Raw genomic sequence first — 18,277 nt, forward strand, 5'->3', positions numbered from 1 at the left:
AATAAAAAAGGCTTTCTTATATAAGAAAGCCTTGCTATTATCTTGAAACTTTGGTCGAAAGTTTTGCTGTTGTTTTTGGTACAATTGGTTTTTGATGCAATCTCATCGAATCTTTATTTGGTGCTTTTAGCGGATAAGTTCCTGTAAGTCCAGCCAATTTAAATGCACTATATATATTCTTATTCTGCTTGTTTCCTAATGCAATTACCGTAAATTGATTGTTAACATCGTGTACAAAAACTGTGTTATTCCCGTGCCACCAACCATTGTGATACAATAATTTTTTACCATTGTCATATTCTAACAAGCGCATTCCAAGCCCATAATTTTTGAAACCTTTCTGCTCGTAACTATATCCTTTGAAAGCTTCTTTCTTGATCTTCTTCGGTAAGAAATCGTCTGAATACATGGCAACATCTAACTTATACAGATCTCTTGGCGTTGAGTAGATATTTTTGTCTCCATACGTGCGGTCAAAATCATCCCAAGCCCACTCGTAACCATTGTATTTGTAAGAACGAGCTACTGTATCTTTATCGCGATCATACTCAAAAACAAAGGTGTTATTCATCTCAAGAGGGTCAAAAACCATGTATTTCATTGCTTTCGGATAAGATATTTTCATAATCTTTTCGATTACTAAAGCAAGGAAAGCGAAGTTGGTGTTCGAGTAATAAAACCCTTTGTCTGCGGGACGAATTTGTTTAACGTCAAATTCTCTAAAGATATCTAACACATCTTGATTAGAAATTGGTTTCTCGCGATCCATCATTACCTTCTTGTTATTCCACAAAACGTTGGCATAATTTGGCAAACCACTGCGGTGATTTAGCAAATTACGAACCGTGATATCATCGTAAGGAAAACCTTCTAATATTGTATTTACTTTTTGATCTAATTTGATTTTACCTTTTTCTACAAGCTTAAGAACCGCCATTGAGGTAAAAACTTTCGAGATAGATGCGATGTGAATAGGTGTTTCTGCAGTGATTGGACGCTTATGTCTTTCGTCTGCCATCCCTTGATATTGCTCTAAAAGTACTTGCCCATTCTTCACAACCAACAAACCTCCGCTCACTTTTCCGTCAACCCAAAAGTCTTTGTAATAAGTGTTTAGTTTATTTCTGTAATCATTAAGTTCTGCTTGTGTGTAGTGCATTGGCTTGAAATCTGCCTTCCAATCCAACGAATCAAAGCGCAAAGCATGTGGATCCTTCTTTCTAAGTTCTTCTTTTTGTTCGTTTTTCTTGCTACAACTTCCCATAAAAAGCATGGCAGAAGCAAGAACAACCGCTACATATTTCATGTGTTTTTTCTTAATCTATTTGTTTGTTCGCACTAAAGTATATATTTATTTGTGGAATAATAACCCGTTTAGAAACATTAAGTTTTTTTTATGATTTGTGCGAAAGTTGAGACTTAAACTCGCCTAAGATGACACTTGTTGCAACAGCTACGTTGAGACTTTCGGTAGAACCATTTTTCCCAAAGAACGGAATACTTAGTTTGTTTGTCGTTAACTTCTCGATTTCTGGAGAAATTCCATTCGCTTCGTTCCCCATTACCAAGATACCTTCTTGTGGAAGTATTTGTTCATAAATAGATTCTCCTTCCATAAAAGTCCCGAAAATGTTTCCTTTATAGTCAGACAAGTATTTCTCCAAATCAATATAATGAACTTTCACTCGTGTAAAAGAGCCCATTGTCGACATCACAACTTTTGGGTTGTACATATCAACAGATTCTTTGGTACACAAAATATCCTCTACACCAAACCAATCAGCCAAGCGGATAATTGTTCCTAAATTACCTGGATCTCGAATATCATCCAAAGCAATACTTAAACCATTCAACTTGATGTTTTCGTTATAATTAGGTAATTCACAAAGTGCTAAACCTACATTTGGAGTCGTTAAGAAACTGATCTTTTTCAAATCTTTTTCTTCAATAAAAGTCTTTTTGATGTGTGTAGCTTCTGGCCAAAAGTCTTCAATTATAAATAATTCTTTAATATTTATAGAACTTTTTATAACTTCCCCAATATTTTTAACACCTTCTACGACAAACAAATTATATTTTTGTCTATATTTTTTAGAACCCAGAGAAGTTATTATCTTAATAACGTTATTTGATAACATATTTATGCAAAAAAAAATTACAACAAATATAACACTTATCTCTTGTTTAGGTTTACTTTTTTATAGCTGTAGTACAACTAAAAAAGTACCTGAAGGAGAATATTTGTTTGTAAAGAACAAATTTATATACGATAAAGAAGATCCCGATATTAAGAAGAAAAAAACTATAATCAACAAAGACTTAAGTGATTATGTGAAACAAAAGCCAGCTGGTAAGTTTCTTGGTTTTTTCCCTCTTTGGCAATGGGTTTACAATTGGTCTCCTGCGAAATTTGATGAAACTTTTCAGGAATATTATCGACAAGATGCTTCGGTTCGTAACCAGAAATTATTGGATAGTTTACTAACGAAGAATAACCTGAGCGAATATGTTGGACACAGTTTATGGAAAGAACGTCTTTATTATAGTCAAGGTGAAGCGCCAGTTTTGTTGGATGAACAACAATCAGAATTTTCGGCAAAGAACTTAAATAGATTATTTCATGATAAAGGTTATTTCGATTCGAAAGTAGCAGTTTCCTATGATAAAGATTCTATTGCAAAAAAAGCAGAAACAATTTATGATATTAAGTTAGGTGAACCTTCTTATATCGAAACATATGATCAAAAAATATCTGATCAAAAAATAGAAGAGTATCTTAATTCTCCTCTTGGAAAACAAACTGTTTTGCATGCTGGAGATCAATATAATTTTGACAAATTTGAGGAAGAACGCGATCGTATCATCGATTTGTTAAAGAATAGAGGTTACTATGATTTTAATGATTCGGGCGAAGATTTATATTTTGAAGCGGATACATTAAAAAGTAACAAACGCCTTGATGTAACGATGTTTATTGATAAATATATTCAAGATTCTTTGAAAACGGATAGTATTACACCTTTTACGCAATACCGTTTTGGGAAGATAAATATTTATGCAGATTCTCGCAGTTTTGTTGATGATGAAAGTAAATTAATCAAAGAAGAATATAAAGATTATAACGTTTTATATACAAAAGAGCCAGAATATCGACCAAAATATTTTACAGATGCATTTGTAATTCGTCCGGGTCAACTATATCGTCAACGACAAGAAATTCAGACAAAACGTAATATTTTCAAGAAAGAAAACATTAACTTACATGGATTCAGAATTAATAAACAAGACTCTATCTTAAATGTAGACGTTTTCTTTACACCAAAAAAGAAATATGACTTGAATCTCTTTGTCGAAAGTTATGCTTCTCGCTATATGAACTTTGCAATTTCTCCCGGGATGACTTTAACTTCGAGAAATCTATTTGGAGGAGGAGAAAATTTAGAAACAACTTTGAAAGGAACTTTAGGCTCTGTCAACAAAGATTTCTCAATGAATAAAGCATTCTTAAATGCTTACGAAATCGCTATCGAAACAAAGTTGAAATTTCCTTATTTATTAACACCAATTAATCTTGATAATATTTTACCAAAACGTTTTACTGCCGAATCTGCTATTCGAATGAATGCAAGTACGCAGAAAAATGTAGGTTTAGACAAAACGACTTATGGTTTTGGTTTTGATATGGATATTTCGAGTTCGGAGTTTCAACACAAAGTTTCTTTGTTTAACACAGAATTTATTAGTAATCGAAAAAAAGATCGCTATTATGAAGTGTTTACAAAAGATAATAATACAAAAAACGAAGTAAAAGATTTATACTACGCATACAATCCTAATGCACCAATTTATCTAACGGACGATGAATTAACAGATGCAATCGAGGCTGACAAAGGATTCCAAAGTTCATTAACTGGAGAAAACGCAAAGTTGTATGTTGATTTTGAGAATATGTTATATAGAAAAGCTAATATTTCCCAAAATGTATTAATCAACTCTTTTATCTATCAATTTACATTTAATCAAGAAAATTCATTTCGACCAAAAAGTAATCCTTGGTTTATTCAAGCGAGAATTGAATTAGCCGGAAATTTATTAAGAGGTTTAGACAAAGCTTTTGGCTTTAATAAAGCTGAACCTGATCGAGACGGAAATCAAGCAGGTTTGATCTTTGGAATTCCTTATTCTCAATTCGTAAAATTTGATGTGGATGTTAGACGAAAATTCAAATTAAATTCAAATTCTAGCGTAGCGGGACGTTTCTTATTCGGAATCATTCAACCATATGGAAACTCAGATATTGCACCCTTCGTAAGAAGTTATTCGGCTGGAGGAGCAAATGATGTTCGTGGTTGGGCACCGTTAACTTTAGGTCCTGGAAGTAAACCACGTATCGATTCTAAAAATCAAAGTTTAGAATTTGAAAGCATGAAATTATTATTCAATGCTGAATATCGCTTCAATCTTTTTGGAAGTTTGGAAGGTGCATATTTTCTTGATGCTGGTAATATTTGGGGTGTTAATAAAAATCGACCAGAAACATTATTTAAGTTCAAAGATTTTTACAAAGAATTCGGAATTGGTTCTGGATTAGGTTTCCGTTATCACATTGGTACGTTTGCAATTGTAAGATTTGATTTGGGTTACAAAATTTATGACCCTTCTTATGAATTAGGTGATCGCTGGCAATTTGACAATCTTAACTTGCTTAAACCAAGAATCCACTTCGGAATTAATTATCCTTTCTAAAAAAACATCTATATTTGTTTCACAAAATACTAACATAATGAGCAGAAAATTTCCTGCCGGTGTTGCTACCGGTTCATTAGTTCAAGATATTATCAATGATGCAAAAGCAAATCAATACGCTTTACCAGCGTGTAATGTCATCGGTTCAGATACTATTAACGCTGCAATGGAAGCTGCAGTTGAAGTAAACTCTCCAGTTATTATTCAATTTTCTAACGGAGGTGCTGCTTTTAATGCCGGAAAAGGATTAAAAGGAGAAAATCAACTTTCTGCTATCAAAGGTGCTATTGCGGGAGCAAAACATATTCACACTTTAGCTGAGTCTTACGGAGCTACTGTAATTTTACATACAGACCATTGTGCAAAAAAATTATTGCCTTGGATTGATGGAATTATGGACGCTAACGAAGAACATTTTAATAAATTCGGAAAGACTTTATTTAGTTCTCACATGTTAGATTTATCTGAAGAGCCTTTAGAAGAAAACGTAGAAACGTGCAAAAGATACTTAGAAAGAATGTCTAAAGTTGGAATGACTTTGGAGATGGAATTAGGTATAACAGGTGGTGAAGAAGATGGTGTTGACAATTCTAATGTTGACAATTCATTATTATACACTCAACCAGAAGAAGTTGCTTACGTTTACGAAAACTTAAAATCTATTTCTGATAATTTCTGGATTGCAGCAGCATTTGGTAATGTACACGGTGTTTACAAACCAGGAAATGTTGTATTGACTCCAAAAATTTTAGATAACTCTCAAAAATACATCAACGAAAAGTATGGTGTAGACAACGCTGTAAACTTCGTATTCCACGGAGGTTCTGGTTCTACGTTAGAAGAAATTAGAGAAGCTATTAGCTACGGAGTTATCAAAATGAATATTGATACAGATTTACAATATGCATTTATGGAAGGAATTCGTAAATATTTTGACGAAAATGCAGCTTATTTACAAGGACAAATTGGAAACCCAGAAGGTCCAGAATCTCCTAACAAAAAATATTATGATCCACGCGTGTGGTTAAGAGCTGGAGAAGTTACTTTCAAAGATAGATTAATCCAAGCTTTCCACGATTTAAATAATGTTAATACTTTAGGATAATCTTTTCATTAAGATTATTCTTACCCAAATAAAAACAGAGAATATGCCTTGGTTTATTAGAAGCAAGAAAAATATTACAACGCCTACAGAGTCTAAAAAAGACGTTAAAAAAGGCTTATGGTACAAAACACCATCAGGAAAAATTATTGAAACTGAAGAACTAAAAGCAAATGCGTATGTAAGTCCAGAGGATGATCATCACGTACAAATTGGTTCTCAAGAATACTTCGATATCTTATTTGATGATAGTAAATTCACAGAATTAGATACAAAAGTAGAAAGTAAAGACCCATTAAATTGGACAGATACAAAACCTTATAAAGATCGTTTAAAAGAGATTAAAAAGAAAACGGGAATGACAGATTCTATTCGCAATGCGACTGGAAAAATTCATGGACGTGACATTACAATTTCTTGTATGGACTTCAAATTTATTGGAGGTTCTTTAGGATCTGTAATGGGAGAAAAAATTGCACGTGCAATTGATTATTCTATCAAAAACAAAACTCCATTCGTAATTATTACACAATCTGGTGGTGCACGTATGATGGAAGCTGCAATTTCGTTGATGCAATTAGCTAAAGTAGAAGCTAAATTAATTCAATTAGCAGATAACAACATTCCTTATATTACAATCTTAACAAATCCATCTTTTGGAGGAATTACAGCATCTTTCGGATCAATTGGTGACGTTATCATGGCAGAGCCAGGAGCATTAATTGGATTCGCTGGACCACGTGTTATCAAAGAAACTATTGGTAGAGATTTACCAGAAGGATTCCAAACTTCTGAATTTTTATTAGAAAAAGGCTTCGTTGATATGATCGTTCATCGTAAAAAGATGAAAGATAAAATAAAAGAAGTAGCTGATATGTTAATGCCTATCAACTAATTAAAATAAGTGCAAATATATTTTTAAAATTTTATTCAAATTTGATTTGGATTATTAGAAATTGATTTTATATATTTGCACTCCAATCGCGAGAATAGCTCAGCTGGTAGAGCGCAACCTTGCCAAGGTTGAGGTCGCGGGTTCGAGCCCCGTTTCCCGCTCTTTGAAATATAAAAATTCATAAAAATCAAATTTTGCCTTGGTGGTGGAATTGGTAGACACGCAGGACTTAAAATCCTGTGTCCATTAGGACGTGCGGGTTCAAGTCCCGCCTGAGGTACTTTTTAATTTGATTTTTACAATTTACACGCGGGAATAGCTCAATTGGTAGAGCGTCAGCCTTCCAAGCTGAATGTTGCGGGTTCGAGTCCCGTTTCCCGCTCTAACTTCTTTCTTAGAAGTGGATGCCTTGGTGGTGGAATTGGTAGACACGCAGGACTTAAAATCCTGTGTCCATTAGGACGTGCGGGTTCAAGTCCCGCCTGAGGTACAACAAAGCTCAAGAATTTATTTTCTTGAGCTTTTTTTATGCTCTAAATAATCATATCTTTATACTCATAAAAAACACGTTTTTACCATATGATTCAAAAATCATTTCTAAGAAAGACACTCTTTGCTCTTACCTTTTTACCTTTATTTTCGTATAGCCAGGAATTTAAAAGTTCGGATGATTTATTTCAAGAAGCACGTCACAAAGCTTTTGAAGAAAAAGATTATACAACTGCCAAGAAACTTGCATTACAGGCTTTAGATCAATCGCCAGAATATGCAGATATCGCTGTTTTTTTGGGACGAATATATACTTGGAATGATGAAACCGAAGAAGCGAGAAAAGTTTTTCAGAATGTCGAAAAAAACATGGATCCCTCTCCCGATTTCTATTTAGCCTACACGTCACTTGAATATTGGAATGATAATTATAAAGAAGCTGTTTCTATTATTGATCGTGGATTAATTAAATATCCTAAAAATGAAGAACTATTGCTGTTAAAAGCTAAAGTTCTTAATTGGAACAATTCTTATAAAGAAGCTTCAAAAACAATCAAAGAATTATTAGCAATTAACCCTAAAAATACAGAAGTACGCGAATTAGCAAATCGAATCGAAATCAATAATACTAAAAACGCAATTGGTGTTAATTACAATTACTCGCATTTTGACAAACAATTTGCAGATGATTGGCATCAAGTTTCGGTAAGTTATAAAAGACAAACTTCGTTTGGTTCATTGATTTTTAAAGTGAATTACGCAAACAAGTTTAAAGATAACGGTGTTCAATATGAAGTAGAAGCTTATCCAAGACTTTCTAAGACATTTTACATGTACGTTGGCGGTGGATATTCGGATAGTGACGGAATTTTTCCTAAATATCGCACAGGAGCCTCTCTTTACGCTAATTTACCTAAAAGTTTCGAAGCTGAATTAGGTTATCGTCAACTTCATTTTTCGGATGATGTTTGGATGTTTACTGGATCTATTAGTAAATATTATAAAAATTATTGGTTCAATTTACGTGCATTTGTAACGCCAAGCAACAACAATATTTCGCATTCGTATACATTCACAACTCGTTATTATACAGGCGATGCAAACAATTATTTAAGCTTAGCTATTGGTACAGGAATTTCACCAGAGGATTTTAACAACAATCTTTTAGAAGATACAACTTACAAACTGAAGTCTTTCAAAATTGGAGCAGATTATAATTTTTCGATCAATGAATTAAACTTAATTTCAATTGGTGCAAATTATTACAATCAAGAATATCGTCCAAATCAAAAAGGAAATCAATTTGATGTAAGCGTTTCGTACAGCCGAAAATTCTAATTGATATAACGGTTAAATATAGAATCAGGAACCATTTTTTGAGTATTTTTCAAAGAATGGTTTTTTGTTTTAAAGCTTTTCAATCGATTTTTCAACTCTGTTTCCATCTTCGAATTTTGTTCAACATCTTCTGTTAAATTCTTTTCAATTCGATATAACTTCCCTCCTGACAAATGATAATTTTGAAAAACATAATCGTCTAAAATATTTTTATTCTGCATTAACGGAACACCTTGTTTTCTGTAATTCACTTTACCGTTTTCTAAATTCTGTCCCATCCAAGTCACATAATTCGGTAATTTCAGTTTATACGAATCTCTAAAATATGTCACAAAAGTTGGTGCAATATCAAAATGCGTCACAATATTTGACATCTTTTTCGGTGACTTTAACAAAGGAGAATAGACAATAATCGGAACATGAAAACGATCAATCTTTGTTTCCATCGGAACTTCTGGCATTCGATGATCTCCAGTAATCACAAAAATAGTTTGATTAAAATCTGAACGTTTTTGATAAGCTTCGAAAAAGTTTTTTACAGCTTCATCAACACTCAAAAAAGTCACCAATTGTTGTTTATATTTTTTTACTGTCGTCAAAGTTGTCGCATCATAATTTCGAGATTTAATCAAAGTTTCAAACTGTTTATTATATTTCTCAACATTGTTTATTAAGAAAGGACTATGCGTCGCTAACGTCATCAAAACATTAAAGTATGGTTGATTATTTTCTTTTTGCGTTGCTAAATATTTTTTAAACACTGAATGATCGTCAAATCCCCAAGAGAATCCATTATTCGACGGAATTTTTGCATAATTATTTTCGTAATCATTTTCATCAATAATTGTTTCAACCCCCGAATAATTCAAGTATTTTGACATAAAATCGAAATCAGCATCGCCACCGTAAAAATAACCAGTTTTATAACCATTATTTTTTAACAAATTATACAAATTGAAATGTTGAGGTAAGTTTTTTTGTTCCATAAAACCATTTTCAGAAAACGGCAAAGAACCAGTCAATCCAGGTAAAACTCCATATGTTCTTCCAGTCGTACTTAATCCATTTTCCCAATACAAACTCTTTTTTGAAAGCTGATCGATATATGGTGTAAAAGAACCTAAATATGCTCTATCGTTACTAAAAGCTCGTCCCAAACCTTCAATCACAATAAAAACAACATTCGGTTTTTCTGTTGTTAGATTAAATTGATCCGCGAAGAAATTTTTATTCTCATCTTGATACAAAAATGGATAATTAGTTTTATCAAAATAATGTAGATTATCTTCTTTATTTGAACTCGAATTTGAATTTAAAAAGTCAATTTCCGAAAGTTTATCTTCTGCATATTGTTCAATCGAATTTGAAAAAAAATAAGAGGATTTACTCAAAATTAAATTAGATGAAAACTCATCATTTTGAGTACTTTTTAAATACAAATTAATTGGAATAATAAGCGATAAAAAACTCAAAATTATTAATGGTAATTGAAGAATTTTTTGATTGATTTTTAATCGATAACTGTAAATAAATATCGTTGTTAAAATAGCAATTACAGCAATTGATAAAAGAATGTTTGTAACATTTACAACACCTGACGCACCAATAATTAATTTCAATTCTTCTAACGTATAAGAAAAAAAATCTGAACCTAATAAATTGAGTGTTGTTTGAAAATATTTAATCAATAAAATATTCGAAATAATTAAAAAAGAATACGTAAAAATGATCCATTTTTTTGCCCAACTTATCGAATAAAATTGCAATAAAAAATATTTAAAACTTACCACAAAAATACTATCTAAAGCAAAATCGATATTATGTACGAATAAGTCAAAAAATAAAGTTTGATTAGAAGTTGTTGAGAGATTTTCTTGATAAAGATAAAATTCAAGAATTGATGACAATCCAAAAAGCAACAAATAAACCAACGAAATAAACGTAGTTTGCTGAACTAGATTCATGAATCCAAGTCTCATTTTTTGCCAAATAGACAATTCTTTCGCTTGATTTCTACCAAACCCTTGTCGCGTCATTTCTCCCCACGAATTATTTTTCAGAAAGAAATCCTTCACGCCTTTCACTCCTGACAACACAACCAACGGATGAAATGTAAAAGGCTCTATAAACGCCGTAAAAAATAACTTCGGAATATCACCATTCTTGTAATAAACGTTATACGTCATTAAATCAATCAGAATAGCATAAATCGAATATAAAATTCCATAAAGCAATACAAAAGCCATTAAAGGAAAGAAAATATGCCAATTAATTAAACCTAAAAAGAATAAAACAACGAAAATGATCCAACCAATATATTCGATAATCGGTCCTAAAAATTCGAAGAAAAACCAATACGGATAACTCATCATTCCAAGTTTTCCATATTTCGGATTGAAAAATAAAATACGATGTTTCCACAATGTTTCTATCGTTCCACGCATCCAACGATTGCGTTGTTTGGTTAAAATTTCTTTACTTTCTGGCACTTCTGTCCAACAAAGCGGATCGGGAATATTTACTACTTTATAGGCCAATTTTTGCTCGTGCATATAACGTCGCATTCGCACAATAAGCTCCATATCTTCACCAACTGTATCGTGATCATAACCGCCACACTGGAGTACAGTTTCACGATCAAAAGCACCAAAAGCACCCGAAATCAGCATCAAACCATTGGCGCGCGACCACGCCATTCTTCCCAAAAGAAATGCACGAATATATTCTAACGCTTGTGCTCTTCCTAAACGAGTTTTTGGTAAATTAACATCGACAATTTTTCCGTCAACAATGGTACAATTATTCGCCAAACGAATTACGCCTCCACATGCAATTACTTTTGCTTTTGCTTCATCCATAAAAGGTTTCGCAAGCTTCAGAATCGCATCTTGTTCTAAAATACAATCGACATCAATACAAACAATATAATCGTTTGTTGCAATGTTAATTCCGACATTTAGCGCATCCGATTTTCCTCCATTTATTTTGTCAACAATAATTAATTTCTTGAAAACAGGATTTGTACTTTTATAAATCGAATTAATTGGTTTTGTTTCGATATTTCCTTCAACGAAATAATCAATTTTAATCAAATCATACGCTTCAATTAATCGTTGCAATGAATCATCTTTGGAACCATCATTTACAATAATAATTTCGAGCTGATTATAATACAACGACAATAAAGAACGTACGTTCTCCACAATCGTTGCACCTTCGTTATAAGCGGGTGCAATAAGGCTAAAAGTAGGTGCATTTGGTGATGTTGCAATAATCGAATAATCCGTAAAACTGTTTTTTCGGATATAAGATTTTATCGCTCCTTTTGCATAAAAACCTATCCATCCATAGACTAAAATTAATAGGATTGAATAAAAAAGGAAGCCGTAAATAAAAAAATCGAAAGCCGTTTCTAGCCAATTCATGATTAGTTTTCTTGGATAATTTGATTAATAATTTGTTTTAATTCAGGAGAGTTTGATTGATGTGCAAGTTTTTGTAAATTGGTTTTTGAACAACAATTATTTAACGCTCTTACACTTGCTTTTTTGACAGAAAATGATGGATTTTCCTTTGCTTGAGTTTCTAAAAATGTGTTATTTTCTGGATTTGAGATTTTTTCTAAAGCTTTTAAAATTTGAATTTGAAACTTTTCGTTACATGTTTCATATTGCTCAATCAATAATTTTGAAGTTGAATCATCTTCGATTCTGACTAATGTTTTAATCGTTTCTTCCACAACTTTTTCATCAGAATCGTGCAAATTATCTGCAACCAAATCGTGCATTTGCAACAATTGAAACTTGCGAATTAATTTCATTGTTAGAATTTTCACACTTTGATTAGGTGATTTTAACCAATTTGAAATTATCGTATCAACCTCATCAATATTTGGTAAAATTGTAATTGCATCCAACAATTTCAACTGTTGCCAATCCGTCAATTGTTCATGTAAATTGTCTAAAAAAAATAAACCTTCGAAACCAGAAAATTTTGCTAAACCATATTGAGCTTCAGATCGAACTAAATCATTTTTATGTTGTAACATACTTTTGATTTTCGGTAAAGTTTCATCATTATTCATCGCCGTAACTTCCTGTATTGCTTCAGCAATTTCATGATTTTTTTGACTATTTAATTTCTGTAAGGATATTTTTTTTAATTGATAATGGTCAAATAAATTTTGAATACTTTCTTTTGAATTTCCAGAAAAATTTTGTTCCGCTTTTAGTAATTTTTTGATAAAATAATGTTTGAATGAACTTGATTTCAAATAATCCGTAAAATCAGTATTCGAATTGGATTGATCATCCAAAATTGTTTCATAAATTTCTTGATCAATAATAGCATTCCACTTATTTTTCTTTGTAATGATTTTATTTTCAATTATACTTGTCAATAACGTATAAATAATTATCAAAAAAAGTAAAATAAGTAGAATGTAAATTCCTACTATTAACTCGGTATAGGTTATAATTTGTAGGATAATCATGCTTTTATTTTAATAATTTCTTGACGCGAACAGACAATTCAATAGGGCTAAATGGTTTCACCATAAAATCATTTGCACCCAAATTAAATGCTTCCACCACCACATCTTCTTGCCCTAAAGAAGACAAAATAATCATTGGTGTTTCGGAATTCTTACTTTTTCTAACAGCACTAATAATCTCCAAACCAGACGCAAAAGGCATCATAATATCGGTAATAATCAAATCAATATCTTCAGCCTCAATCTTACTGATAGCTTCTTTTCCATTTCTTGTTAAAACAACTTTGTAACCTTCTTTTTTCAGTTTGTGTTCTATTGTTTTTAAAATCAATTCATCGTCTTCGGCAATTAAAATCTGCATAATATTGGTTTTTAAATAATTTTTAAATAGTTAATAACTAATTCTATTTCGGTTTTTACTTTAATAATCAGCTGGTTTTCTTGTAGGTAATTGATTGAAGTCGATTTTTCTATTTGTTCGGTTAAATCAGCCAAAATTGTAAGTCCAGCAGTTTTTGCTGTTCCTTTTACTTTATGACCTAATTGATTTAATCCTTCTAAATTTTGTTTGTTGGAATAAGTTTCAAATTCTAGTATAGATTTTTCTAACTCATTAATAATTATTTCTATAAACATTTTTCTAAATGATTCATCATCTTTCGTATAATTATTTATCATAGAAAGATCAAGGTGATTTCCAAAATCGTTGGTTTCATTCTTTTCTTTTTTAGAAAAATCTAACCATTTTTCTAAAACATCAAAAATATCTTTTTCTCGAATTGGTTTTGCTAAAAAATCATTCAATCCAGCATCAAGACATTTTTCCTTTTCGCCTTTTACATTTCCCGCTGTCACTGCTATAATCGGAGTTTCTTGAAAATTGTTTAATAAACGAATAACCTTAGTTGCTTCAATACCATTCATTTCTGGCATTTGAATATCCATCAAAATTAAATCGATCTTATTTTCTTGACAAATTGATACGGCTTCCGCTCCATTCGCAGCCGTATACAAAATAGAATTTGGTGCAATATTTTTGATAATCTGCTGATTTAAAGCCATATTAACTAAATTATCATCTGCAATTAAAATGTGAAATTGTTTCGAAAAATCTTGCGAAATTTCTTCTTGATTTTCAATTTCTATGGTTTGAATTTCTTTCGAATCAATAATCGTTTTACGCAGCGTATCAAACAATTCTTCAGACTTAATTGGTTTCAATAATCGCGAAGTAATTCCCAATTCTTTTGCTTTCTGAATTAGATATTCATCCTCAGAAGAACTATGCAATAATACTAAAGGAATTTTTGTATTCTTAGTTACAAAATACTCTTTTATTTTCTGAATTGTTTCTAAACCATTCAAAACTGGCATGTGATAATCCATCAAAATAACATCGTAAACATTGCCATTCAAAACTTTCTGAAGCGCTTCCATTCCATTGTTCGCAATATCAGACGTTATATTTTTGAACTGCAACATATGCTGCAAAATCATTTGATTACTTTGATTATCATCTACAATCAACACATGATTTATTTCTTCCAAATGATCAAATTGTTGCTCAATATTATATTCGTAATCAACTTCTAAATCAAAGAAAAATGTAGAACCTTTATCTATTTCGCTTTGCAATTCTAGATGACTTCCGAAATAATTTAGCAACTTATTTGAAATTGTTAAACCTAAACCAGTTCCTCCGAAACGTTTACTAACAGTGCTATCCTCTTGAGTAAATGCATCAAAAATCTTGACTTGTTTTTCTGGTTTTATACCAATTCCTGTATCACGAACAGAAAATCTCAATTTTACTTTTTCTCCTTTTACAATTGGTTCAACTTGACTAATTTTTAGTTCTATTTCTCCACTATCCGTAAATTTCACAGCGTTTCCAAGTAGATTAATCAAAACTTGTTTTAGACGAACTTCATCAATCCAAATAAATTGAGGTAAATTATTATCTATATTCAACAATAATTCAATTTTTTTGTTTTCGGCTTGATAAAGAATCACATTGATTACTTGATTTCCTAACTCGAACAAATTATTTTTTTCTATCAAAACATCCATTCGACCGGATTCAATTTTAGAGAAATCTAAAATATCATTTATTATTGACAATAATGAATTTGCAGAATCATTAATAAAATTCAAATATTGTTTTTGAGTCGGATTAAGTGGCGTTTTCAACAATAAATCAGAGAAACCAATCACACCATTTAACGGCGTTCGAATCTCGTGGCTCATATTTGCTAAAAATTCAGACTTTGCCTTACTAGCGAGATCAGCATTCTTTTTAGCTTTTTTAAGTTCTTTATTTTTCTTGACAGATTCTGTTATATTTTGCGAAAACATAATCAGACCACCAATCTGTTTTTTGTTGATATACCACGGATGAATCGCCCAGGAATAGTGTTGATCCGTATCATATTTTGGTGTGCGATAAATCATATCTTCATCCGAATAACTTTCACCTTGCAAACAAGCGTCATAAATCGCTTTTCTTTCTTCTGGAACATTGTACATTTCATAATGAGATTTTCCGATCACATTTTTCTTTTTTACTACAAATTCATCACACCATTGATTACTCAAAGTTAGATAATTCATATCCTTATCAAACATTGCAACAGATGCAGGTACATGATTAATAAATGTTTCGAAAATAGCTTTTTGTCGAGCCAACTCTAACGTATAACGTTTTCTCTCATCAATATCCTGAAAAGTTCCAAAAACGCTAACACATTTTCCATTTACGAACTCTGGAATTCCTTTACATCTTACCCAAATTGTTTTTCCTTTTTGGGTAACTATTTGCAACTCCATATCATATCCGATTCCTTTTTCTACCGCATCTCTAAAAGCTTTCTTTATTTTTGGATAACTACTTTTTGCTTCATAAAAATTGAGTGAAGTTTCTACATTTGGTTCATAATCTAGTTCAACTTCATGGATTTTTTTCGTTATATCAGTCCAAATTAATTTTTGCTTAACTAAATCGTATTTCCAACCTCCAACATTGGCAACTTCGTACGTATGATCTAGTAACTGACGAACACGATTAAGATCTCTTTCCAACAAAGTCCTTTGTGTCATATCAACTGCAGTACTCATTACAACAGGATTTCCTTCGTTATCTTTGTCCAAAATATTATTGTATAACCAATATGTTAACGAACCATCTTTCTTAATCAAGCTCATTAAACCAGAATCTTGCTTTTTACTTAAAATCGTCTCTATATAGATTTGATATTCTTTTTGATTAGATTTTGGGATTAATTTTTTAAGATCCAAATCTTTCGATTCTTCTTCAGTATAACCTATCGATTCTAAACCTTTTTTGTTAATGGATAAAATATTACCATCCAAATCGTGAATCGTCATTAAACCAAGCGAAGAATTGAAAAAATTTCTAAACTTACGTTCACTGTTTTCTAGTTCCTCCTTTTTAGAGTTTTCAAGTGTAATATCTCGTCCAAATAAGAAAATCTCGTTATCATACGAAGTGTTTAATTTAGTATACCATTCAACCATTTTTTCTTCTTTCGTTTCTATTGAACACATCAAACATTTGAAGTCAATAGAACCTGAATTAGTTTTCAAATCAGCCAAAAACATTTGAACTCTTTTCTTATCCTTTTCCGAAACAAAGTCTAAGAAATTTTTTGAACGAATTAATTGGTCATTTTTAACTTCTAAAACTTTTTTAAAAGCTGGGTTAATTGATTTCAATACACCATTAATATCAGCAACTCCAATTAAATTATTCGAAATTTTATAGATATTTTGAAAGTAAGCAGCGTCTTTTTTTCGTTTTTTACTGACCAATAATTTTGTAATATTTTTCCCTAATTGAATCAATAAATTGCGTTGTTTTTCGTCTAACGTTCTTGGATAATGATCGTTTACACATAATGTCCCCAAAACATTTCCATTGTCATCAATCAACGGAACACCAGCATAAAACTTAATATTTGCAGCTTTTACTCCAGCAATATTTTTTGCAGGTTCAAATTTCGTCACATCATCAATCACCAAAATTTCTTCTTCCATTAAAGAAAATTGACAAATAGTTTGTTGACGTGGAACAATATCTACATCTATTCCACAATTTGCTTTAATCACTTGATAATTTTCATCAAAAATAGAAATTAACGCAATTGGCGCATTACAAATCAAACTCGCAGCATTTGCAAAAACCTCCAACTCTTCGTCTTTATCATGTCCTTGCAAATTATAATCGTAAACGGCTTGCAATCTTTGCTTTTCGTTCGTTGGGATGTGAAAATTTTCCATTAAAAATTGATCTTATTTAAAAGGTAAGTAGAGGTGGTTAAAGATATTACATAAATCCAAATATTCTAAATCTATTATTTCTAAAAATAAAATCAACCTTTTTATTCATAAAATCATCTCTATTATAACTCTAAACATTAAAAAATATGAAAAATCCAATTCCTTCCAAAAAGAAATTAACAAACAAAAATTTCTGTACAAAATGTCAACATAAAATCACTGACTTTTCTAATTTGACAAATGACGAAATTTAGAATGAATTTCAGAAAAACAACGTTCATTGTGGTATTTTTCATCCAAGTCAATTAGGTCTAAATCTTTTTAAGAAAACGATTTATAATGTCATGATTTTTTCTGCTTTTGGGTTATTAAATTCATGTACAAATGGACAGGATAAACCAAATTGTACAGAACCTTTAGTTGCAAAAAATGATTCGATTCAAAAAGAAAAAATAAAATTCAAAATAAAAGTTAATTTTGGAAATTCTAACTTAGAAATCAAAACATATCGTTTGTTAATTAATGATGAATTAGTAGAAAGTAAATTAAACGTTGGCGAGGAATATACAATACAATTTGAGACTTTAAAAAATACTGAACTTAACCTAAGATTAGCTTCAAATGAAATAAATTCAGAAGTTTATAAATCTTATTCATTTAAAAATTTTCCGAATAAAGTTAATTTAAACACTTCTGATTTTGAAGAGCAAGTCGTTTTGATGGGAGATATAGTGATTGATGAAAATTTTGTCCCAGAAAAATAATTTATTACCTTGCTTGCACAAAAGGGAATCGAGTGCAAATCTCGAGCTGTCGCGCAACTGTAAGTAGAGAAAAACTATAAGCCAGACCACTTTTTAGATGATGCTTTCGCGATTGAAGCTCAATCAAAACTACATATATTTTTATTATTTGTTGA

General features: G+C 31.2%; 11 protein-coding genes, 4 tRNA genes and 1 riboswitch. Of the genes, 9 read left to right on the forward strand and 6 right to left on the reverse strand.

Translation table 11 applies throughout. The features are described 5' to 3' along the window. Positions 1-37: 37 nt before the first annotated feature. Both B3578_RS04535 and B3578_RS04540 read right to left on the reverse strand, forming a co-directional pair. Positions 38-1,306: a serine hydrolase domain-containing protein gene (locus B3578_RS04535; RefSeq protein ID WP_291047129.1), complete on the reverse strand. Its 1,269-nt coding sequence runs from the start codon at positions 1,304-1,306 to the stop codon at positions 38-40. 88 nt (positions 1,307-1,394) lie between these two features. Further along, entirely contained in the window at positions 1,395-2,138 is a 744-nt protein-coding gene (locus B3578_RS04540; protein WP_291047130.1) for a TrmH family RNA methyltransferase, read from the reverse strand. 4 nt (positions 2,139-2,142) lie between these two features. On the opposite strand from B3578_RS04540, the gene B3578_RS04545 reads away from it, so the two are divergent. The 8 genes from B3578_RS04545 to B3578_RS04580 all read left to right on the forward strand — a co-directional run bounded on the left by B3578_RS04545 (position 2,143) and on the right by B3578_RS04580 (position 8,570). After that, positions 2,143-4,746 (forward strand): BamA/TamA family outer membrane protein, encoded by a 2,604-nt coding sequence (locus tag B3578_RS04545; RefSeq protein WP_291047131.1) that lies wholly within the window; start codon positions 2,143-2,145, stop codon positions 4,744-4,746. 37 nt (positions 4,747-4,783) lie between these two features. Then, positions 4,784-5,851: a class II fructose-bisphosphate aldolase gene (gene fbaA / locus B3578_RS04550; protein ID WP_115001650.1), complete on the forward strand. Its 1,068-nt coding sequence runs from the start codon at positions 4,784-4,786 to the stop codon at positions 5,849-5,851. Positions 5,852-5,894: 43 nt separating this feature from the next. Continuing rightward, a complete protein-coding gene (accD, locus tag B3578_RS04555; protein ID WP_115001651.1) occupies positions 5,895-6,743 on the forward strand; it encodes an acetyl-CoA carboxylase, carboxyltransferase subunit beta in 849 nt (282 codons plus the stop codon). 88 nt (positions 6,744-6,831) lie between these two features. Then, positions 6,832-6,904, forward strand: a tRNA-Gly gene (locus B3578_RS04560). 35 nt (positions 6,905-6,939) lie between these two features. Further along, a tRNA-Leu gene (locus B3578_RS04565) sits at positions 6,940-7,023 on the forward strand. Between the two features lie 29 nt (positions 7,024-7,052). Next, positions 7,053-7,125: transfer RNA gene (locus tag B3578_RS04570), tRNA-Gly, on the forward strand. Between the two features lie 24 nt (positions 7,126-7,149). Next, positions 7,150-7,233: transfer RNA gene (locus B3578_RS04575), tRNA-Leu, on the forward strand. A gap of 89 nt (positions 7,234-7,322) precedes the next feature. After that, positions 7,323-8,570, forward strand: coding sequence for a YaiO family outer membrane beta-barrel protein (locus B3578_RS04580; RefSeq protein ID WP_291047132.1), 1,248 nt, complete (start codon positions 7,323-7,325; stop codon positions 8,568-8,570). Here B3578_RS04580 and B3578_RS04585 read toward each other — a convergent pair. The 4 genes from B3578_RS04585 to B3578_RS04600 are packed head-to-tail and all read right to left on the reverse strand — an operon-like array spanning position 8,567 to position 17,358. Continuing rightward, positions 8,567-11,995: a sulfatase-like hydrolase/transferase gene (locus B3578_RS04585; protein WP_291047133.1), complete on the reverse strand. Its 3,429-nt coding sequence runs from the start codon at positions 11,993-11,995 to the stop codon at positions 8,567-8,569. The two genes, B3578_RS04580 and B3578_RS04585, sit on opposite strands and share 4 nt — an antisense overlap. Before the next feature lie 2 nt (positions 11,996-11,997). Further along, complete coding sequence (locus tag B3578_RS04590) at positions 11,998-13,062, reverse strand: HEAT repeat domain-containing protein (protein ID WP_291047134.1); 1,065 nt, start codon at positions 13,060-13,062, stop codon at positions 11,998-12,000. A 4-nt stretch (positions 13,063-13,066) separates the two neighbouring features. Beyond that, positions 13,067-13,423 carry a response regulator transcription factor gene (locus B3578_RS04595; RefSeq protein WP_291047135.1) on the reverse strand — a complete coding sequence of 119 codons (357 nt, stop codon included), beginning with the start codon at positions 13,421-13,423 and terminating at the stop codon, positions 13,067-13,069. Positions 13,424-13,434: 11 nt separating this feature from the next. Then, positions 13,435-17,358, reverse strand: coding sequence for a response regulator (locus B3578_RS04600; RefSeq protein ID WP_291047136.1), 3,924 nt, complete (start codon positions 17,356-17,358; stop codon positions 13,435-13,437). Between the two features lie 344 nt (positions 17,359-17,702). Here B3578_RS04600 and B3578_RS04605 point away from each other — a divergent pair, with 344 nt between their 5' ends. Then, positions 17,703-18,122 carry a hypothetical protein gene (locus B3578_RS04605; protein ID WP_291047137.1) on the forward strand — a complete coding sequence of 140 codons (420 nt, stop codon included), beginning with the start codon at positions 17,703-17,705 and terminating at the stop codon, positions 18,120-18,122. Beyond that, positions 18,118-18,231, forward strand: a riboswitch (cobalamin riboswitch). Its footprint overlaps the gene before it by 5 nt. The last annotated feature ends 46 nt before the right edge of the window (positions 18,232-18,277 follow it).

The organism is Empedobacter sp. UBA1574 (assembly GCF_002322895.1).
Taxonomy (GTDB): domain Bacteria; phylum Bacteroidota; class Bacteroidia; order Flavobacteriales; family Weeksellaceae; genus Empedobacter; species Empedobacter falsenii_B.